This window comes from Streptomyces sp. Y1 (assembly GCF_041053115.1).
GTDB classification, from domain to species: Bacteria; Actinomycetota; Actinomycetes; order Streptomycetales; family Streptomycetaceae; genus Kitasatospora; species Kitasatospora rubellomurina.
The window spans coordinates 5,449,433-5,466,735 of record NZ_CP163445.1; the positions used below are offsets into that span (position 1 = coordinate 5,449,433).

The following is a 17,303-nucleotide window of genomic DNA, read 5'->3' on the forward strand; positions in this document are numbered from 1 at the left end:
CGGGCCGGTCAGGCGCCGGTGGTCGACCCCGGGCGGATGATCATCAGCACCACGACCACGGCCCACAGCAGGTTGAACACCCCGGCCGTCATCGGCAGCAGCCGCAGGCCGCCGACCGCCTTGGCGCGCTGCTCGTCCTCCGGGGCGAGGGCCAGCGCGTCGACGGCGGCCTGCTGGCCGGGCAGCACGAAGAACAGCAGCGCGAGCCCGGCGATCGCGGTCAGCACCATCGAGACGATCAGCCAGGACTGCCCCATGACGCCCATCACCTGCGCCACGCCCATGCCCATCGCCGGCACCGCGATCCCCAGCAGCGCGTAGACCTGGGTGATCCGGTGCAGGACGCGCAGCACGCCCGCCTCGCCGGCGGCGTCCGGCCCGCCGGCCAGCGCGGCCCGCGCCCGGCGCGGGAACATGCTGACGGCGACCGCGACCGGGCCTATGAACAGGACCGACGCGAGGACGTGCAGGCTCAGCAGGAACTTGGCCATGGCGGGGACACCCCTGATCCGGTGGTGGGTGGTGGGTACGGCGGTGCGCGGCGGCGGCGCGCCCGCGACCAGGCACGCTAACACCCTCTTATCCGCCTGCCCCGCGCGCGGGGACCTGCTGGGCCCTGTCCGGCCGATCTTGCCGGGCCCGCGATCGACCGGACAGGACCTAGGAGGTGAGCTCCACCACCCGCGGCGCGGCGGTGCTGACCGCGGCGACGGCGGCGCCGTGCTCCCGGTCCGTCCAGTCGAGCAGGTGCAGGTCCCCGTGGCGGCTGCGCAGCGGGGCGCCGGGCGGGACGTCCAGCGGCAGCTCGGCGAGGTCGATCTCGCCGAGGGTGTCCAGCCGGGCCCGGCCGATCTTGATCAGCGACTCCTTGCGCACCCACTGCCGCAGGAAGGCCAGGTTCGGCTCCGGGCTCGCCTCGACGGCAGCCAGCTCGCCGGGGGTGAGCACCCGGCGGGCGACCGCGCGCAGCGAGCCGCCGCGCACCGCCAGCTCGACGTCCACCCCGATGGGCCGGAAGCCGGCGCCGGCCGCGACCACGCCCCGGGTGTGCGAGAGGGTCACGTGCACCTCCGGGTGGTCCGGCAGGTACGGCTTGCCGTGGTCCGCGAGGCCGCAGTCCGGGCACTGCTGGGCGAGGACGAGGCCGTCCGCCGGGACGCCGAGCAGCCGGGCGGCGCAGAGCCGGACCAGCAGGTGCCCGGCGGTGAAGTCGAGCCGCCCGGACTCCTGCCGGAACCGCCCGGCGCGCTCGCGCTCCAGGGCGGTGAGCAGGTGCTCGCCCACCTCGGGGTGCCGCAGCACGGCGTCGGCGGACGCGACGGCGACGAGCGGCGGGCGCTGGTCCTGGGGCTCGGAGGTCATGTCCTCAAACCTACCTCCGTACGGACGTTCGGGCCGGGGGTGGCGACACGCTGCGTCGTTCGGGCGATTCTCGGATCCGATCTGAGGGGCCGTAGGGTAGGAATCGTCCGTTTTACGATTGGATGTCCCGAATCTGTGGGATCGACAGCAGGTCTCACAGAACGCGGCAGGTCCTCGGCACCTGCCCTTTTCTATGCGCGGAGGAAAGTGTCGATGGATCAGGGCCGCACCGGGACGCCGGGTCGCAGAACGACCGCCGTCAGCAGGACCCCCGCCACCGCCCGCCGCCGGGCCGTCCGGATCGCCGTGGCCACCGCCGTCGCCGCGGTGCCGCTGGCCGCCGCGCTGACGGTCGGTTCGGCCGCGCCGCTGGCCCCGCCGCTCGGCGCCTGCACCGGGCCGGACTGCCCGGCCGTCTGGCCCGGCCCCAACAACGGCGACTTCACCGGGCGGGACGCCAGCATCAACGTCTTCACCGGCGGCAACTACACGGTGAACGGCCGGGCCGCCGAGGCCGAGGGCAAGATCGTCACGCTGGGCAACCTGACCGTCGACAAGAACGGCGGCGGCGTCTACAACATGGGCGTCGTCGGCGTCGGCTCGCGCGTCGTCCCGCCGAACGGCAGCGACTTCGTCACCACCGGCGGCAACGTCGACGTCAAGAGCGGCAACTCGATCCTGATCGGCGGCAGCGACTCGCACGGCCCGGCCTTCGGCAACCTGCGGCACGCCGGCAGCGTCACCGGCACCGTCAGCATCGACCCCACCGGCCAGTCCATCCAGGACCCGAACGCCGCCGCGCCCTACCAGACCGTGCTGACCCGGATCGAGGAGGTCTCCGACTGCGTCGGGCAGGCCACCGCGACCGGCACCGTCGACGTCTCCTCCAGCCAGGCGACCTTCACCGGCGACGGGACCAGCACGAAGCAGGTCTTCAACGTCACTCAGAACCTCACCTCGCCGACCGGCGGACAGATCGGCCTGGTCTTCACCAACATCCCGGCCGGCGCCACCGTGGTGGTGAACATGCTCGGGGACAGCCCGGTCATCAACACCTACACCGGCACCGGGCTCGCCGGCGACCAGACCACCGACATGCGCTCCAAGCTCATGTACAACTTCCCGACCGCGACCTCGGCGCAGATCCTCGGCAGCGCGCAGTTCCAGGGCTCCGTGCTGGCCGGGAACCCGGGCGGGACGACGACCATCGCCCAGCCCGGTCTGAACGGGCGGGTCTACCTGGCGGGCAACCTGATCCACACCGGGACGGGCGGCTACGAGATCCACAGCTACCCGTTCGACGGGGACCTGCCGGAGTGCCGGACGCCGAGCCCGTCGCCGACCTCCCCCTCGCCGACCTCCCCCTCGCCCTCGCCGACCTCGCCGACGCCGACCTCACCGACTCCGACGTCCCCCACCCCGACGTCCCCCACCCCGACGTCCCCGACGCCCACCTCGCCGTCGCCGACCTCGCCCGGGCCCACCTCGCCGTCGCCGACCGCGAGCACCACCTCGCCCTCGGCGAGTTCGAGCACGTCCGGCGCCGGCCCGGCCCCGACCAGCCACCACCCGAGCGGCCACCACACCGGTGGCGGCGGTGAGCTGCCCTCCACCGGCGCGGGCAACGCCCCGGTGGTGTTCGGCCTCGCGGGTGCCGCCCTGCTCGGCCTCGGCGGTCTGGCCGTCCTGGCCGCCCGCCGCCGCGGTCGCCACGGCTGACCGTCCGGTTGACGGCCCGAAGGCCGCCCGCGTCGCTGCTTGCGACGCGGGCGGCCTTCGCCGGTTTCGGGCCCGGGCCGGTCAGGTCACCTCGCCCCGGCGGGAGAAGTGCTCCGCCTGCCACTCGCCGCTCGCCAACACCTCGGCCAAGTGCCGGGCGGCGTCCCAGACTTCGGTGTACGACAGGTAGAGCGGCGTGAAGCCGAAGCGCATCAGGTCCGGCGCGCGGAAGTCGCCGATCACCCCGCGCGCGATGAGCGCCTGTACGACCGGGTACCCGTCCGCGTGCCGCAGCGCGACCTGGCTGCCGCGGCGGGCGTGCTCGCGCGGGGTGACCACCTCGATGCCGTCCAGGCCCTCGACGAGCGAGACGAACAGGTCGGTCAGCGCCAGGCTCTTGGCCCGCACCGCGCCGAGGTCGGCCCGCTCCCAGACGTCCAGCGAGGAGTCCAGCGCGGCCTGGCCGAGCAGCGAGGGCGAGCTGGTCAGGAACCGCCCGATGCCCGGCTTCGGCTCGTACCCGGGCTCGAAGGCGAACGGGCGGGCGTGGCCGAACCAGCCGCTCAGCGGCTGCACCGGGCCGGCCGCCAGGTGCCGCTCGGCGACGTACAGGAAGGCCGGCGCGCCGGGGCCGCCGTTCAGGTACTTGTAGGTGCAGCCGATCGCGAAGTCGGCGTTCGCGGCGCCGAGTTCGACCGGAAGGGCGCCCACCGAGTGGCACACGTCCCAGATCATCAGCGCGCCCGCGTCCTGCACCCGGGCGGTGATGCCGGGCATGTCCAGCAGCTCGCCGGTGCGGTAGTCCACGTGCGAGAGGACGACCGCGGCGACGTCCCCGTCCAGGTGCGCGTCCAGCTCCTCCGGGCGGATCAGCAGGCTGCGGCCGCCGTCGACCAGGCTGGTGACGCCCTCGGCGATGTACAGGTCGGTGGGGAAGGCCTCGCCGTCGCCGAGCACGGTGCGCCGGCCCGGGCGCAGCCGCAGCGCGGCCGACAGCACCTTGAACAGGTTGACCGAGGTGGTGTCGCAGACGATCACCTCCGCCGGGTCTGCGCCGATCAGCGGCGCGATCCGCCGGCCCAGCCGGTAGGGCTGCTCGAACCAGCCGGCGTCGTTCCAGCTGCGGATCAGCTCGTGGCCCCACTCCCGCTCGACGACCTGCCGCACCCGCTCCGGGGTGCGCACCGGGAGGGCGCCCAGCGAGTTGCCGTCCAGGTAGATCACCCCCGGCGGCAGGGCGAACTCCGTGCGGAACGCCGCCAGCGGGTCGGCGGCGTCCAGCGCCGCGCACTGCTCGCGCGTGAGCGCGCCCGTGCTGCTGCCCGTGCCCGTGTCCGTACCCGTGTCCGTGATCATGCTCATCCCTTCGGCCACCTCCGCCGTTCCGACCGCCGTTCCGACCGTCGTTCCGGCCGTCCCGCCCGTCCCGCTCACAGTTCGTCCCGGATCGCCCAGAGCTCCGGGAAGACGTCCTGCTCCGCCGACCGGCGCAGCCAGGCCAGCCCGCTGGAGCCGCCGGAGCCGGGCTTGCCGCCCATCGTCCGCTTGACCGTGGAGAGGTGCCGCTGGCGCCAGCGGGTGACCCGTTCGGCGACGTCCAGCAGCGCCTCGCCCAGCGGCTGAAGCCCGGCGAACTCCGGCTCGGTGTACACCCGCCGCCAGGCTGCGGCAACCTCCTCGGACGGGCGGTGGCGCTCCTCGGACGTCTCCGGGCGCACCGCCAGGCCGCGCCGGGCCAGCAGGGCCAGCGCCTCGTCGTACAGGCCGGGGGAGCGCAGCGTCTCGGCCAGCTCGGCCCGGACCCGCGGCATGCCGTCGTACATCTTCAGCAGCGCGGCGTTCTTGTTGCCGATCATGAACTCGAGCTGCAGGAAGGCCGAGGACTGGAAGCCGGAGGCCTCGCCGAACAGCGAGCGGAAGGCGTTGAACTCGTGCGGGGTCATGGTGGCCAGCAGGCCCCAGGACTCCACCAGGACGTCCTGGGTGTGGGTGCCGCGGCGCAGTGCGGCCAGGGCGGCGGGCAGGTCGTCCGCGCGCAGTGCCTGCCGGGCGATCGTCCACTCGTGGCGCAGCAGGTCGAAGAGCAGCTCCATCACCTGCGTGGTGATGATGAACGACAGCTCGGCCGGCTCGTCGCTCTTCGGCCGCTGCAGGGCGTGCAGTTCCTCCAGCCGCACGTAGTCCGCGTACGGGGTGCCCCGGCCCGGCTGGTCGCCCCGTCCGAACGACAGGTTCGGTGTCTCCAGCGCGTCGTGCTCCACCGCGTCGTGCTCCACCGTGTCGTGCACCATCCCGGTCCCTCCTGATCCGTCCGGGCTCCGTCGCCCGGGTCGGCGGACCCGCGCGGACGGCCCGGTTCCACCGAGCCCATTGTGCGGCGGTGCCACCCCCCGGTTGAATGGTCGACGGACACCGCAACGGCGCTTCGGGCTCTCGTGCGCGAGGCGTTTCGCGGAATCGCTTTGTGAATGAAAAACCGCTGATCACCGCCGCCCCGGGAGCCGCCATGGACGCCGTCGACCGCCGCCTGCTGGCCGAGCTGCAGGGCGACGCCCGGCTCTCGTACAACGAACTCTCCCGCCGGGTCAGCCTGTCCGCACCCGCGGTGGCCGAGCGGGTGCGCCGGCTGGAGGCGGACGGCGTGATCAGCGGCTACCACGCGCACGTGGACCTGACCCGGGCCGGGCTGCCGATCACCGCCCTGGTGCAGATCCAGTGCTACGGGCCGCGCTGCGTGCTGCGCGACCCGGAGGTGGCGACCTGGCCGGAGGTGCTGCAGCTGCACCGGGTCACCGGCGGCGCCTGCTGCGCGCTGCTGGTCGCGGTGCCCACGATGGCCGACTTCGAGGCGCTGTGCGACCGGCTCGGCGGCTACGGGCAGCCGTCCAGCTCGATGATCCTCTCCAGCCCGGTGCCGTGGCGGCCGGTGGTCGCGCCCTGAGGCTCGGCCGTCAAGGGCGTATTCCCGATCGACGGCGGATTCGCCCGGATGGCGGCCCCGGCTCGAACGGGCGCGCGGGGTCGGGTGCCATGGAGGCAGGACTCCCTGCGCGGAAGCGAGGATGCGACATGTGCCTGAACCGGAGAGACCTGGGCCTGCTGGCCCTGCGCGGCGCGGTCGGCGGCGTGCTGATCGCGCACGGCACCCAGAAGCTGTTCGGCTGGTTCGGCGGGGGCGGCCTCGACGGCACCACCCAGGCGATGGAGCACATGGGCTTCCACCCGGCCCGGCAGAGCGCCATCGCGGCGGGCCTCGGCGAGGCCGGCGGCGGCGCGCTGCTGGTGGCCGGGCTGGCGACCCCGGCGGCCGGCGCGGTGGTGGCCGGGACGATGGCGGGCGCGGTGTCGGTGCACGCCCCGGCCGGCTTCTTCGCCATGTCCGGCGGCTACGAGTACCCGGCGTTCCTGGGCGCCACCGGCCTCGCGATCGGCCTGGCCGGCCCCGGGCGGTACTCGCTGGACCACCTGACCGGCCACGCCTTCGACCGGCCGTGGGTCGGGCTGCTGTCCTTCGTGGCGAGCGCGGCCGGCGCGTACGGGGTGGTGGCGCGGCGCCGGCACGTGGTGCGGCTGCGCGAGGAGCGGGCGGCGGTGGAGGCGGACGAGCAGGAGGGCTCGGGGCTGTCCTGAGGCTCCTGTCCTGAGCCCCTGCCCTGAGGCCGCTGCCCTGAGGCCCCTGTCCCGGAGCCCCGTCCCGGCGGTGTCACCTGGAGGGAGCACGCCTGCTGGCGGCCCGGGCCGGCGGCTCCGAGGGTGGGCGGCAGGGCGCGCCGGGCCGCCGGCGCCGGGAAGGAACGAGGAGCGCATGGACCGCCAGCCGCTCACCCGGGCCGGTGCGTCGGCCCGTCCGCCGGCCCCGCCGCGGGTCACCGAACGGCCCCCGGACGCACCGCTGGTGAACCGCCGCCGGGCCGTCGCCGGGGTGCTGGCGGCGGCCGTGCTCGGCGCGGGCGCGCTGGCCGGCTGCTCCTCCGGCAAGAGCGCGAGCAGCGTCGCCTCCTCGGCCGCGGGCGAGATCGAGAAGGGCGTGAGCGCCGCGGCCTCCGCCGCGTCCGCGCTGGCCTCGGCGGCGGGCGGGGCGGGGGCGCTGATCTCCTCGGCGCAGGCGGAGGCCTCGGCGGCGGTGTCGGCGGCCAACTCGGCGGTCGCGGGGATCAAGGGCGGGCTGGACGCCAAGGCGGACGTGGCCGCGGGGGAGGTGTCCACCGGCTCGGACGGGAAGGCGCAGGTGGAGCTGACCGTCACCAACCACGGGCAGCAGTCGTACCGGTACGTGGTCCAGGTGAACTTCACGGACGACTCCGGCACGGTGCTGGACGCCGTCGCGGTGACGGTCGACGACCTGGCGGCCGGGCAGAGCGCCAAGGCCACGGCGCGCAGCAACCGTCAGCTGTCGGGCACCGTCAAGGCCGTGGTGGCGAACGCGATCCGGTACTGACGGCGCGGCTCGGCGCGGGGGCGGAACCTTAAGCGCGGCTCAAGGCCCAACGGGACCCCTTGACGGGGGAGTTGGTCTAGTCCATTTTTATTCCCCAGGTGCAGGGAGCCCCTGAACCGGCGTCAACGGCCTCCGGGCCGGGGGCGCCGGTTCGGCACATCCCGGTGTCCGTCCGTCCAGGCCCGATCACGCTCCCCGCCGACTCCACCCAGACGCTCCAGCCCCGACACCCCACCCCTGATCTGTCATGTCCCGGCCGTCCGGCCCCACCACGGACGCGCGCCCCCGGGGCGACGGAACCCCCACAACCAGGAGTAACGCACCCATGCTGCGCTCACGCATCGAACGGGCCGGGACGCCGGCTCCGCAGGACGGCCGCCGACGCCGGCCGAAGAGCCTGGCCGCCGTCGCGGCCGGCACCGCCGCCTCCCTGCTGCTCGGCGCGGGCCTCGCGCTGACCGGCGGCGGCGCGGCCAACGCCGCGACCACCAACTCCACCGGCGCGGCCGCCACCAGCGGCGGCATCAAGGTCGCCTACTTCGACCAGTGGTCGATCTACGCGAACGCGTACTACCCCAAGACGATCCAGGACACCGGCGTCGCCGGGAAGCTGGACTACATGATCTACTCGTTCGCCAACATCCACCCGACCGACCTCGGCTGTTTCGAGGCCACCAAGGCGGCGAGCGGGGACGACAACAACCCCAACGCGGGCGACGGCGCGGGCGACGCGTTCGCCGACTACCAGAAGAGCTTCGGCCCGGACATCTCGGTCGACGGCGTCGGCGACGCCTGGGGCCAGCCGATCGCGGGCAACTTCAACCAGCTGAAGAAGCTGAAGGCGAAGAACCCCAAGCTCAAGATCCTGATCTCGCTGGGCGGTTGGACCTACTCCAAGTACTTCTCGGCGGCGGCCGCCACGGACGCCTCGCGCAAGCACCTGGTCTCCTCCTGCCTCGACATGTTCATCAAGGGCAACCTCCCCTCGGACGCCGGCTACGGCGGCCCGGGCTCGGCGGCCGGCCTCTTCGACGGCGTCGACATCGACTGGGAGTACCCGGGCGGCGGCGGCCACACCGGCAACCTCTCCAACCCGGCCGACAAGCAGAACTTCACCCTGCTGCTGCAGGAGTTCCGCAACCAGCTGGACGCGCAGGGCAAGGCGGACGGCAAGACCTACGCCCTGTCGGCGGCGGTCGGCGCCGGCCAGGACAAGATCATGAACGTCGAGACCGACAAGGTCGGCCAGTACCTGACCTTCCTCGACGTCATGACGTACGACATGCACGGTGCGTGGGACGCCCAGGGACCGACCAACCACCAGGCCCCGCTGTACTCCGGCCCGAACGACCCGATGACCCCGGCCAAGCCGGGCCACGGCAAGTACTCGATCGACAACGCGATCAAGGCGTGGACGGCCGGCGACCCGGACTACGGCATCCCCGGCGGCTTCCCGGCCAACAAGATCAACATGGGTGTGCCGTTCTACTACCGCGGCTGGACCGGCGTCCAGAACAACGGAAGGAACGGCCTCTTCCAGACCGCCACCGGCCCGGCCGCCGGCGCCCCGATGTCCGGCAGCGTCCCCGGCATCCAGATGTACAAGGAGCTGGGCGGCTTCGTCGACAACCCGTCCAGGACCTTCTGGGACGACGACGCCAAGGCGACGTACTTCTACGACGGCACCACCTTCTGGAGCGGTGAGGACGCCAGGTCGATCCAGGCCAAGATCGACTACGCGCACTGCAACGGCCTCGGCGGCTCCTTCGCCTTCTCGCTGTACGACCTGGGCACCAAGACCGCCCTGTTCGACACGATGGTGAACGCCACCAACGGCTCCGCGGCCGGCTGCCCGGCCCCGCCGACCGGCACCCCGACCCCGACCCAGACCCCGACCGGGACGCCCACGGGCACGCCGACCGGCACCCCGACCGGGACGCCCACGGGCACTCCCACCGGGACCCCGACCGGCACGCCGACCTCCCCGGCCACCTGCTCGGCCGCCCCGAGCTGGGACCCGAACACCACCTACGCCGCCGGCGGCACCAAGGTGTCGTGGAAGGGCCACTACTACACCAACAAGTGGTGGACCAAGGGCGAGGACCCGTCGCAGAGCGGGCAGTGGGGCGTCTGGGCCGACAACGGGCCCTGCTGACCCGGGCCGGCGCCCGACCGGCACCCGACCGGCACCCGAAACAGTGAGAGTCCGGCCCGCCGGGGGAATTCCCCCGGCGGGCCGGACTCTCACTGTTTCGGCTCCGGTTCACTGCGCCAGGTCGGCGGTGCGCCCGAGCGCGTCCGGCTGGGTCTCCTCGATCCGCCGCAGCATCCGGGCCAGCAGGCCGGAGAGCGCCGTCCGGTCCTCGCCGGCCAGGTCCTGGAGCAGCTCCTCCTCGAACACCGCCGCCATCCGCATCGACTCCAGCCACTTGTCGCGGCCGGTCTCGGTCAGCTCGATGATCACCCGCACCCGGTTGGACTCGTCCCGCTCCCGGGTGACCAGGCCGTCCGCGACCATCCGGTCGATCCGGTGCGTCATCGCCGCCGGGGTGAGCCCGAGCCGCTTGGCGAGCTCGCCCGGCCCCAGCCGGTAGGGGCTGCCGGCGACCACCAGGGCCTTGAGCACCTCCCACTCGGCGGACGTGATTCCGAGCACGGTCAGCTGCCGGTCGTACGCCACGCCCATCCGCCGGGAGACCCGGTTGAGGGTCTGCACGATCGTCTCCACCTGCGGGTCCACGGTGGGGAACTCCCGCTGGTAGAGCGCCACCTGCTCGGCGATGCCGATCTCCAGGGCGGTGGCCGGCGCGGGCTTGTCGGTCGCCGGCCCCGGCTTGTCCGTAGTCATGCCGAACAGTGTCGCACGGCTGTGCACCCCTTAAGACTTTGACACCGCACTCTTCCGGTGCTAAGACTTTATCTCGTCAAACTTTAGCTCTGAAATCTTCTGGCCTTAAGAGTCCAGCACTCAAGAGTGACCAGTCGACCCAGGAAGGGATGTGCACGGTGACCGGCACGGTGAAGCAGCAGAGGCAGCAGCGACGTGGGGCGGGCAGCCCGCTGCGCCGCGTCCAGATCGGCAACGCGCTCAGCGCGTTCGGCAGCGGGTTCACGATGCCGTACATGTTCGTGTACGTGGACCAGGTGCGCGGGCTGGGTTCGCTGGCGGCCGGGATGGTGTTCACCGTGTTCGCGCTGGCGGCGCTCGTCGTCCTGCCGTTCACCGGCCGCGGCATCGACCGGTACGGCCCGCGCCCGGTGCTGCTGACCGGTGCGGCGCTGGCCGCCACCGGCGCGTTCGCCTTCGGGCACGCCACCGGCACCCCGGCCCTGCTGGTCTCCTCCTTCCTGTTCGGCGCGGGTGTCACCACCTGCCAGCCGGCGCTCGCCACGATGATCGTCCGCTGCTCCACGGCGGCGACCCGCTCGCACGCCTTCGCGCTGCAGTTCACCCTGGTCAACCTGGGCATGGGCATCGGCGCCCTGGTCGGCGGGCAGATCGTGAACGTCGCCGACCCGGCCAGCCTCACCCGGCTGTTCACCATCGAGGCGGCGACCTTCCTCGGCCTCGCCCTGGTCACCGGCACCGCCCGGATGCCGCGGGCCAACCTGACCGTCGTCCAGGAGAAGCACGACGGCCCGACCGGCCTGCGCGCCCTGCTCGCCGACAAGGCGATGCTGCGGCTCAGCATCCTCGCCGGGCTGATCTTCTTCACCTGCTACGGCCAGTTCGAGTCCGGCGTCGCGGCCTTCGCCACCGACACCGTCGGCACCGCGCCGTCCACCCTGGGCTTCGCGATCGGCGCCAACGCGGTGACCATCGTCGTCCTGCAGATGTTCATGGTGCGGATCACCGCGCGCCGCCGCCGCACCACCGCGATGGCCGCCGCCGGCCTGGTCTGGCTCGCCGCCTGGGGGATGGCCCTGGTGGCCGGCCTGATACGGACCGAGACCATGGCCGCCACGGTCGCCATCGTCTCGATCTACGCCCTGTTCGGCGTCGGCGAGTCGCTGCTCGCGCCGACCATGGGCCCGATGGTCGCCGACCTCGCCCCGGCCCGACTGCTCGGCACCTACAACGCCGGGTACGCCCTGGTGAAGCAGATCGCCATCGCGGTCGGCCCGGCCGTGGGCGTGCTCCTGGTCGGCTCCGGCACCTGGCCGCTCTACCTCGCGGCCATGGCGGGCTGCACGCTGCTGATCGTCGCCCTGGCCGTCCGGCTGCGCCCGCACCTCACGCCGGAGCAGGACAACGCGGCCCCGGCCGTGGTCCGCACGACGGCCCCGGTCCGGGAGCTGCAGACGGCCGCGTAGCGCCGGCTCGCGCAAGGGTGTTCGAGAGGGCGCCGACCAGGTCACCTGGTCGGCGCCCGTCGCGCTTGGCTTCGCGGGCACCGCCACATAGTGTCGGTGCCTGTCGCCCGTCCGGCCCCGGCCGGCGCGGCAGACCCGGGCGGACCGGTACGGCGGGCCCGGGCAGAGCAGACCAGTCGCACCGGCGAAGACAGGCGAAATCGGCGAGGCTATGACCCAAGCGGCGCTCACGCACCCCCCGGCGGCCCCGGCCCCCACCACCCCGGCCCCGGCACCGACCCCGCGCCGACTGCCGCCCTGGATGGCCCGGCACGCCGGCTGGCTCGGACCGATCGGCGTCGCACTCTTCGCCGGCCTGCTGCGGTTCTGGAACCTCGGCTACCCCAACTCCTTCGTCTTCGACGAGACGTACTACCCCAAGGACGCCTGGTCGCTGCTCCAGCAGGGCTACGAGGGCACCTGGCCGGACCACGCCAACACGGACATCCTGGCCGTCCCGCAGAGCATCCCGCTGAACGCCGCCCCCGAGTTCGTCGCGCACCCGCCGCTCGGCAAATGGGTGATGTCGATCGGCGAGCAGCTGTTCGGGCTGCACCCCTTCGGCTGGCGGTTCATCACCGCCCTGCTCGGCACCCTCTCCGTGCTGATGCTGGCCCGGATCGGCCGCCGGCTCTTCGGATCCACCCTGGTCGGCTGCACCGCCGCGCTGCTCATGTCCGTCGACGGCCTCCAGCTCGTGATGAGCCGGATCGGCCTGCTGGACGGCATCCAGATGTTCTTCGTGCTCGCCGCCTTCGGCAGCCTGCTGGTCGACCGCGACCACGCCCGGGCCCGGCTCGCCGCGGCCGACGACGCCGACCGGGCGCGGCTGGGGCTGCGCCCCTGGCGGATCGCCGCCGGCGTGTTCCTCGGCGCCGCCTGCGCCGTCAAGTGGAACGGCGCCCCGATCCTCGCCGCGCTCGGCATCCTGACCGTGCTGTGGGACCAGTCCGGCCGCCGCGGGGCCGGCGCCCGCCGCCCCTGGCGCTCGATGCTGCGCCGGGACGCCGGGCCCGCCCTGCTCGCCGTGGTCGGCTCCGCCCTCGTGGTGTACGTCGGCTCCTGGAGCGGCTGGCTGGCCAGCGGCGCCGGCGGGGACGGCGCGAGCGGCTACGACCGGCACTGGGCGGACGGCCGGGCCGGCCTCTCCCCGGACAGCTTCCTCGGCGTGTCGCTGCCGCAGGTCCCGATGGGCTGGGTGCCCGCGCCGCTGCGCAGCCTGTGGCACTACCACTCGCAGATGCTCGACTTCAACACCGGCCTCAACCAGCCGCACACCTACCAGTCCAACCCCTTCGCCTGGCTGGTCGACGGCCGGCCCGTCTCGATGTACTGGGAGCAGGTGCCGAACGGTCAGCGCGGCTGCACCGCCACCGGCGGCTGCGCGGCGCAGATCCTGGGCCTGGGCACCCCGTTCCTGTGGTGGGCGGCCTGCTTCGCGCTGGCCTACCTGCTATGGCGCTGGTTCTTCCGCCGGGACTGGCGCTCGGGCGCCGTGCTGGCCGCGGTCGCCGGGATCTACCTGCCCTGGTTCCGCTTCCAGGAGCGGACGATCTTCTCCTTCTACATGGTCGTGCTGGTGCCGTTCCTGTGCCTGGCCGTCGCCCAGATGCTCGGCGCCATCCTCGGCCCGCCCGGCTGCAGCGTCGAGCGCCGCCGCTACGGCGCGATCGGGGCCGGGCTGATCGTGGTCGCGATCGTCGGCTGCTTCGCCTTCTTCTACCCGCTGTACTCGGCGGAGGTGATCCCGATGTCGGCCTGGCAGGACCGGATGTGGTTCACCAGCTGGATCTGATGCCGCTGGTTCCGGTGGCGCTGGCTTCGGTGGCGCAGGGTCCGGTGCGGTCGGCGGCCTCGGGCGGCCAGCTGCTGCCGGTCACCCCGGCGCTCTGGGCGGTGGCGGCGGTGCTGCTGCTGGCCGCCGTGGCGGTCGCCGGGTGGGGCCTGCTCGGCCACGGGCACGCGGTGCTGCGGGCCGGTCTGCGGGCGGTGGTGCAGCTGGCCGGCGTCGCGGCGGTGATCACCTGGGTGGTCGGCTCGCTGTGGTGGTCGGCGCTGTTCGTGCTGCTGATGTTCACCGTCGCGGTGCGCACCGCCGGGCGGCGGATGACCCCCGGCCCCGGCTGGGCCTGGGCGGCCGCCCCGATCGGCGCCGGGGTGCTGCCGGTGCTCGCCCTGCTGCTGGGCGTCGGCCTGCTGCCGCCGAAGGGCCTGTCCGTCATCCCGGTCGCCGGGATCATGATCGGCGGCGCGCTCACCGCGACCTCGCTGGCCGGGCGGCGCGCCCTGGACGAGCTGCGGCAGCGGCGCGGCGAGGTGGAGGCGGCGCTGGCGCTCGGCTTCGAGGAACGGGACGCGCGGCTGGAGATCTGCCGCACGGCGGCCGCGACCTCGCTCGTCCCGGCGCTGGACCAGACCCGCACGGTCGGCCTGGTCACCCTGCCCGGCGCCTTCGTCGGCATGCTGCTCGGCGGGGCCTCGCCCTCCCAGGCGGGGGCGGTGCAGCTGTTCGTGCTGGTCGCGCTGCTGGCGGTGGAGGCGGTGGCGATCGTGGTGGTGCTGGAGCTGGTCGGGCGGGGGCTGGTGACGGCCGGGTCGGTCGGCGGGGTCGGGTAGGCTGGAGCGCGTTGAAGGGGAGTAGCCCTCCACCGGACCGTCGACATACTGGCCCCCAGGGGCCCGGCGCCCGGGGCACCACCCGTACGGTGGGTGCCGGCGAGACCTTCGGCCGCAGTGCTGTGACCATTTCCAGTGCTGTCGGGCCGAAGCGTCCCCCGAGGGAAGTGCGACGGCCTGGCAGCCCGACCGAGGATCCCAACTGATGAGTCTGTCCATCGCCGCCCTGACCTTCGGCGTCATCTTCCTGGCCGAACTGCCGGACAAGACCGCGCTGGCCAGCCTGGTGCTCGGCACCAAGTACCGGGCGAGCTACGTCTTCGCGGGCGTCGCCGCCGCGTTCCTGGTCCAGGTGGTCATCGCGCTCGCCGCCGGCCACCTGCTGTCGATGCTGCCGCACCGCTGGGTCTCCGGCGTCACCGGCGCACTCTTCCTGATCGGCGCGGCGATGCTGCTGTTCCACGGCGGCGGGGACGACGAGGACGGGCACGCCGCCAAGGAGCCGTCCTCGAACAGCTTCTGGAAGGTTTCCGGGGCCAGCTTCGTGGTCGTCGCGATCGCCGAGTTCGGCGACCTGACCCAGATCATGACCGCCAACCTGGCCGCCAAGTACACCGACCTGCTGGCCGTCGGCCTCGGCTCCTGGCTGGGGCTGTGCGCGGTCGGCGGGATCGCGATCGTGGGCGGGCAGAAGCTGCTCAAGGTCGTGCCGATGAAGTGGATCGTCCGGGTCGCGGCGGCGATCATGATCGTGCTCGCGGGCGTCAGCATCGTCGGGGCGATCACGGGCTGAGGTTCTTCGGCTGCTCGGCGGCGCCTGCCGGTCGGCGGGCGCCGCTGTCGTGTCCGGGGCCGGTCAGCAGCCCGGGTCGGCGGAGAGGACGGCCTGGGTCTTGGGGCCGTACACGCCGTCCTCGCCCCGGATGTGGTTGTCGCGCTGGTAGCTGCGCAGCACCGTCCTGGTCCAGTCGTCGAAGGTGCCGGAGACGATCGACTGGTCGACGAAACCGCACTCGGCCACGTACAGGCTCTGCTGCATGGCCTTGACGTCCGGGCCGGTCATGCCGAGCTGGAGCAGGCGCGGGGTCGGCGGCGGCGTCGGGGTGGGCGTCGGGGTGGGCGTCGGTGTCGGCGTGGGGGTGGGTGTCGGGGTGGGCGTCGGCGTGTGGGTCGGCGTCGGGGTCGCCGTCCTGGTCGGGCTCGGCTTGCGGGTCGGCGTGGCGGTCGGGCTCGGCGCCTCGGTGGTGGGCTGCGCGCTCGGGGTGGGCGCGGCCGTCGTGGGCGGGTCGACCGGGGAGGGGGCCAGGGTGGTGGTCGGCAGCGGCTGCGCCTGGCGGTGGTCCGGGTCGGAGGAGGGCGTCACCGCGTAGGCGACGCCGATGGTGAGCGCCACCAGGAGGGCGCCGACCCCGGCGAGCAGCCCCTTGTGCCGGGCGAGCGGGCTTCGGTCGGCCTGTTCGGCGGCCCGTCTCGCGGCCCGGCCGCCGGGGGCGTCCGGCTCGGTGCCGGGCTCGGGCTCGTACGGGGCGTTGCCGAAGGGGAAGAAGCCGAGCTCCTCCCCGGGGGGCGGCTCGGGGGCGGGCACCGGGGGGAGCAGGGTGGTGGCGTAGCCGTCCGGGCCCGGGTGCTGGTTCGACTGGCCGGGCTGGCCGGGCTGGAGCGGCGGGGCGGTCGGCGGCAGGGGCGGCAGCACCGTGGTCGCGAACGGGTCGGCGGCCGGTGCGGCGGTCGGTCCCGTGGCCGGTCCGGTGGTCGGCCCGCCCGCCCGGTACTCGGCCGGGTACTCCTCGACGACCTGCCCGGGCGTCTGCGACACGTACGGGCGCACCAGCGGCGGGCCCTCGAGGTGCGGCAGGACGGCCGTCTCGGTGAGGCTCGGGTCCGGGAGGCAGCCGCACCCGGTGGCTCGTGCGGCGCCGCACGTCGGGCAGTGCTGGTCCGGCATCGGCCGGTCCTCCTCGGATCTCGGGTGGCTTCCACGGCGCCCCGGGCGGTTCCCGGCGCACGATCGCCGCTGATTATGCAGGACGCTCCGGAAGGGGGACAGGGACGTTCGGGTCCGATGGGGTGGTTGTGCCGGTTGGTGGTGGTTGGGCCCGGGTGAACGTCCGGGAAACGCGTGGCTCGCCAGGGTGCGCACCGGGGGGTGGTGCTCCTCTCGTGGGTTCGTGGCCGCAGGATCGGCCACCCGCCCATGACGGTCCACGCGCCCGTCGAGCGGCAAGGAACGCCCTCCGCCCTGTCAAGTTCGTGCAACGAAGGGGAAGTTGGGTTTGGGGCGGCCGGTGACGACGGTCACGGCGTGCCGAACCAGCGCGGGGTGTCGAGCCGGAACGGGTCCCCGGGGGCGAGCTGCCGCAGGCCGTCCTCCAGTCGGCGCAGCTGCTCCTCGCCGAGGGTCGCCGACCACTCGGCGCGCAGCTCGTCGAAGATCCGCGCCGAGCGGGCGAGGCAGTCCACGCCCCGGTCGGTGAGCCGGACCACCTTGCGCCGGGCGTCGGCCGGGTCGCTGACGCGCTCGACGTAGCCGAGCTGTTCCAGGCCCTCGATGGTCTTGCCCGCGGCCTGCTTGGAGACGCCGAGCCGGCGGCCGAGTTCGACGGCGGTGGTGCCGTGCGGGCCGATCGCCTGGAAGACGAAGCCGTGCATCGGGCGCAGGTCGGGGTGGCCTTCGCGGGCGATGCGTTCGTGCAGCTCGTCGATGATCGTCCGAAAGGCGAGCAGGAGCCGCAGCGGCAGTTCGAAGCCGGGCGGGGTCGGGTCTGTTGACACGGATGGACAACCTCGTTGACTATATGGACAACTTCATTGACCA

The 17,303-nt window shown here is 73.5% G+C and carries 16 protein-coding genes; 9 read left to right on the forward strand and 7 right to left on the reverse strand.

Annotated elements, in window-relative coordinates; genetic code table 11:
- Window positions 1-8: 8 nt before the first annotated feature.
- Window positions 9-575 carry a hypothetical protein gene (locus AB2U05_RS23625; protein ID WP_341846048.1) on the reverse strand — a complete coding sequence of 189 codons (567 nt, stop codon included), beginning with the start codon at window positions 573-575 and terminating at the stop codon, window positions 9-11.
- Window positions 576-660: 85 nt separating this feature from the next.
- Window positions 661-1,362, reverse strand: a complete 702-nt coding sequence (locus AB2U05_RS23630) for a 4'-phosphopantetheinyl transferase superfamily protein (protein ID WP_045704613.1) — start codon at window positions 1,360-1,362, stop codon at window positions 661-663.
- Between the two features lie 213 nt (window positions 1,363-1,575).
- Between AB2U05_RS23630 and AB2U05_RS23635 the strand changes: the two genes are divergently transcribed.
- The gene (locus AB2U05_RS23635) at window positions 1,576-3,081 is read left to right on the forward strand and encodes a choice-of-anchor A family protein (RefSeq protein ID WP_369184195.1); all 1,506 of its coding nucleotides are present in this window, start codon (window positions 1,576-1,578) and stop codon (window positions 3,079-3,081) included.
- 81 nt (window positions 3,082-3,162) lie between these two features.
- On the opposite strand, the gene kynU is transcribed toward AB2U05_RS23635, so the two are convergent.
- Both kynU and AB2U05_RS23645 read right to left on the reverse strand, forming a co-directional pair.
- The gene (kynU, locus tag AB2U05_RS23640; protein WP_369184196.1) at window positions 3,163-4,443 is read right to left on the reverse strand and encodes a kynureninase; all 1,281 of its coding nucleotides are present in this window, start codon (window positions 4,441-4,443) and stop codon (window positions 3,163-3,165) included.
- A gap of 68 nt (window positions 4,444-4,511) precedes the next feature.
- Window positions 4,512-5,372 (reverse strand): tryptophan 2,3-dioxygenase, encoded by an 861-nt coding sequence (locus tag AB2U05_RS23645; RefSeq protein WP_369184197.1) that lies wholly within the window; start codon window positions 5,370-5,372, stop codon window positions 4,512-4,514.
- A 173-nt stretch (window positions 5,373-5,545) separates the two neighbouring features.
- Here AB2U05_RS23645 and AB2U05_RS23650 point away from each other — a divergent pair, with 173 nt between their 5' ends.
- The 4 genes from AB2U05_RS23650 to AB2U05_RS23665 all read left to right on the forward strand — a co-directional run bounded on the left by AB2U05_RS23650 (window position 5,546) and on the right by AB2U05_RS23665 (window position 9,674).
- A complete protein-coding gene (locus AB2U05_RS23650; RefSeq protein WP_244179104.1) occupies window positions 5,546-6,022 on the forward strand; it encodes an Lrp/AsnC family transcriptional regulator in 477 nt (158 codons plus the stop codon).
- Between the two features lie 128 nt (window positions 6,023-6,150).
- Window positions 6,151-6,711 carry a DoxX family protein gene (locus AB2U05_RS23655; RefSeq protein ID WP_045705058.1) on the forward strand — a complete coding sequence of 187 codons (561 nt, stop codon included), beginning with the start codon at window positions 6,151-6,153 and terminating at the stop codon, window positions 6,709-6,711.
- Between the two features lie 175 nt (window positions 6,712-6,886).
- The gene (locus tag AB2U05_RS23660; RefSeq protein WP_052706191.1) at window positions 6,887-7,519 is read left to right on the forward strand and encodes an FxLYD domain-containing protein; all 633 of its coding nucleotides are present in this window, start codon (window positions 6,887-6,889) and stop codon (window positions 7,517-7,519) included.
- Window positions 7,520-7,844: 325 nt separating this feature from the next.
- Complete coding sequence (locus tag AB2U05_RS23665) at window positions 7,845-9,674, forward strand: glycosyl hydrolase family 18 protein (protein ID WP_369184198.1); 1,830 nt, start codon at window positions 7,845-7,847, stop codon at window positions 9,672-9,674.
- Window positions 9,675-9,782: 108 nt separating this feature from the next.
- On the opposite strand, the gene AB2U05_RS23670 is transcribed toward AB2U05_RS23665, so the two are convergent.
- Window positions 9,783-10,367 carry a MarR family winged helix-turn-helix transcriptional regulator gene (locus tag AB2U05_RS23670; protein WP_045705072.1) on the reverse strand — a complete coding sequence of 195 codons (585 nt, stop codon included), beginning with the start codon at window positions 10,365-10,367 and terminating at the stop codon, window positions 9,783-9,785.
- A gap of 158 nt (window positions 10,368-10,525) precedes the next feature.
- Here AB2U05_RS23670 and AB2U05_RS23675 point away from each other — a divergent pair, with 158 nt between their 5' ends.
- The 4 genes from AB2U05_RS23675 (at window position 10,526) to AB2U05_RS23690 (ending at window position 15,281) form a co-directional block, all read left to right on the forward strand.
- Window positions 10,526-11,833, forward strand: a complete 1,308-nt coding sequence (locus AB2U05_RS23675) for an MFS transporter (protein WP_369184199.1) — start codon at window positions 10,526-10,528, stop codon at window positions 11,831-11,833.
- Between the two features lie 301 nt (window positions 11,834-12,134).
- Window positions 12,135-13,667 (forward strand): phospholipid carrier-dependent glycosyltransferase, encoded by a 1,533-nt coding sequence (locus tag AB2U05_RS23680; protein ID WP_045708581.1) that lies wholly within the window; start codon window positions 12,135-12,137, stop codon window positions 13,665-13,667.
- A complete protein-coding gene (locus AB2U05_RS23685) occupies window positions 13,667-14,488 on the forward strand; it encodes an ABC transporter permease (RefSeq protein ID WP_078861084.1) in 822 nt (273 codons plus the stop codon). The genes AB2U05_RS23680 and AB2U05_RS23685 overlap by 1 nt, the downstream gene beginning before the upstream one ends.
- Window positions 14,489-14,690: 202 nt before the next feature.
- Window positions 14,691-15,281, forward strand: a complete 591-nt coding sequence (locus AB2U05_RS23690; RefSeq protein WP_045705062.1) for a TMEM165/GDT1 family protein — start codon at window positions 14,691-14,693, stop codon at window positions 15,279-15,281.
- Window positions 15,282-15,344: 63 nt separating this feature from the next.
- Here the strand turns inward: AB2U05_RS23690 and AB2U05_RS23695 are convergent, their stop codons facing one another.
- Entirely contained in the window at window positions 15,345-16,433 is a 1,089-nt protein-coding gene (locus AB2U05_RS23695) for a peptidoglycan-binding protein (protein WP_369184200.1), read from the reverse strand.
- A gap of 350 nt (window positions 16,434-16,783) precedes the next feature.
- Window positions 16,784-17,260: a MarR family winged helix-turn-helix transcriptional regulator gene (locus AB2U05_RS23700; protein WP_045708551.1), complete on the reverse strand. Its 477-nt coding sequence runs from the start codon at window positions 17,258-17,260 to the stop codon at window positions 16,784-16,786.
- Window positions 17,261-17,303: the final 43 nt, after the last annotated feature.

Bases quoted from the DNA above. Each gene is read 5' to 3' on its own strand.
- kynU (WP_369184196.1), bottom strand. From the start codon at position 4,443: ATGAGCATGATCACGGACACGGGTACGGACACGGGCACGGGCAGCAGC.
- AB2U05_RS23660 (WP_052706191.1), top strand. From the start codon at position 6,887: ATGGACCGCCAGCCGCTCACCCGGGCCGGTGCGTCGGCCCGTCCGCCG.
- AB2U05_RS23680 (WP_045708581.1), top strand. From the start codon at position 12,135: ATGGCCCGGCACGCCGGCTGGCTCGGACCGATCGGCGTCGCACTCTTC.
- AB2U05_RS23685 (WP_078861084.1), top strand. From the start codon at position 13,667: ATGCCGCTGGTTCCGGTGGCGCTGGCTTCGGTGGCGCAGGGTCCGGTG.
- AB2U05_RS23630 (WP_045704613.1), bottom strand. From the start codon at position 1,362: ATGACCTCCGAGCCCCAGGACCAGCGCCCGCCGCTCGTCGCCGTCGCG.
- AB2U05_RS23670 (WP_045705072.1), bottom strand. From the start codon at position 10,367: ATGACTACGGACAAGCCGGGGCCGGCGACCGACAAGCCCGCGCCGGCC.
- AB2U05_RS23635 (WP_369184195.1), top strand. From the start codon at position 1,576: ATGGATCAGGGCCGCACCGGGACGCCGGGTCGCAGAACGACCGCCGTC.
- AB2U05_RS23665 (WP_369184198.1), top strand. From the start codon at position 7,845: ATGCTGCGCTCACGCATCGAACGGGCCGGGACGCCGGCTCCGCAGGAC.
- AB2U05_RS23655 (WP_045705058.1), top strand. From the start codon at position 6,151: ATGTGCCTGAACCGGAGAGACCTGGGCCTGCTGGCCCTGCGCGGCGCG.
- AB2U05_RS23645 (WP_369184197.1), bottom strand. From the start codon at position 5,372: ATGGTGCACGACACGGTGGAGCACGACGCGGTGGAGCACGACGCGCTG.
- AB2U05_RS23695 (WP_369184200.1), bottom strand. From the start codon at position 16,433: ATGCCGGACCAGCACTGCCCGACGTGCGGCGCCGCACGAGCCACCGGG.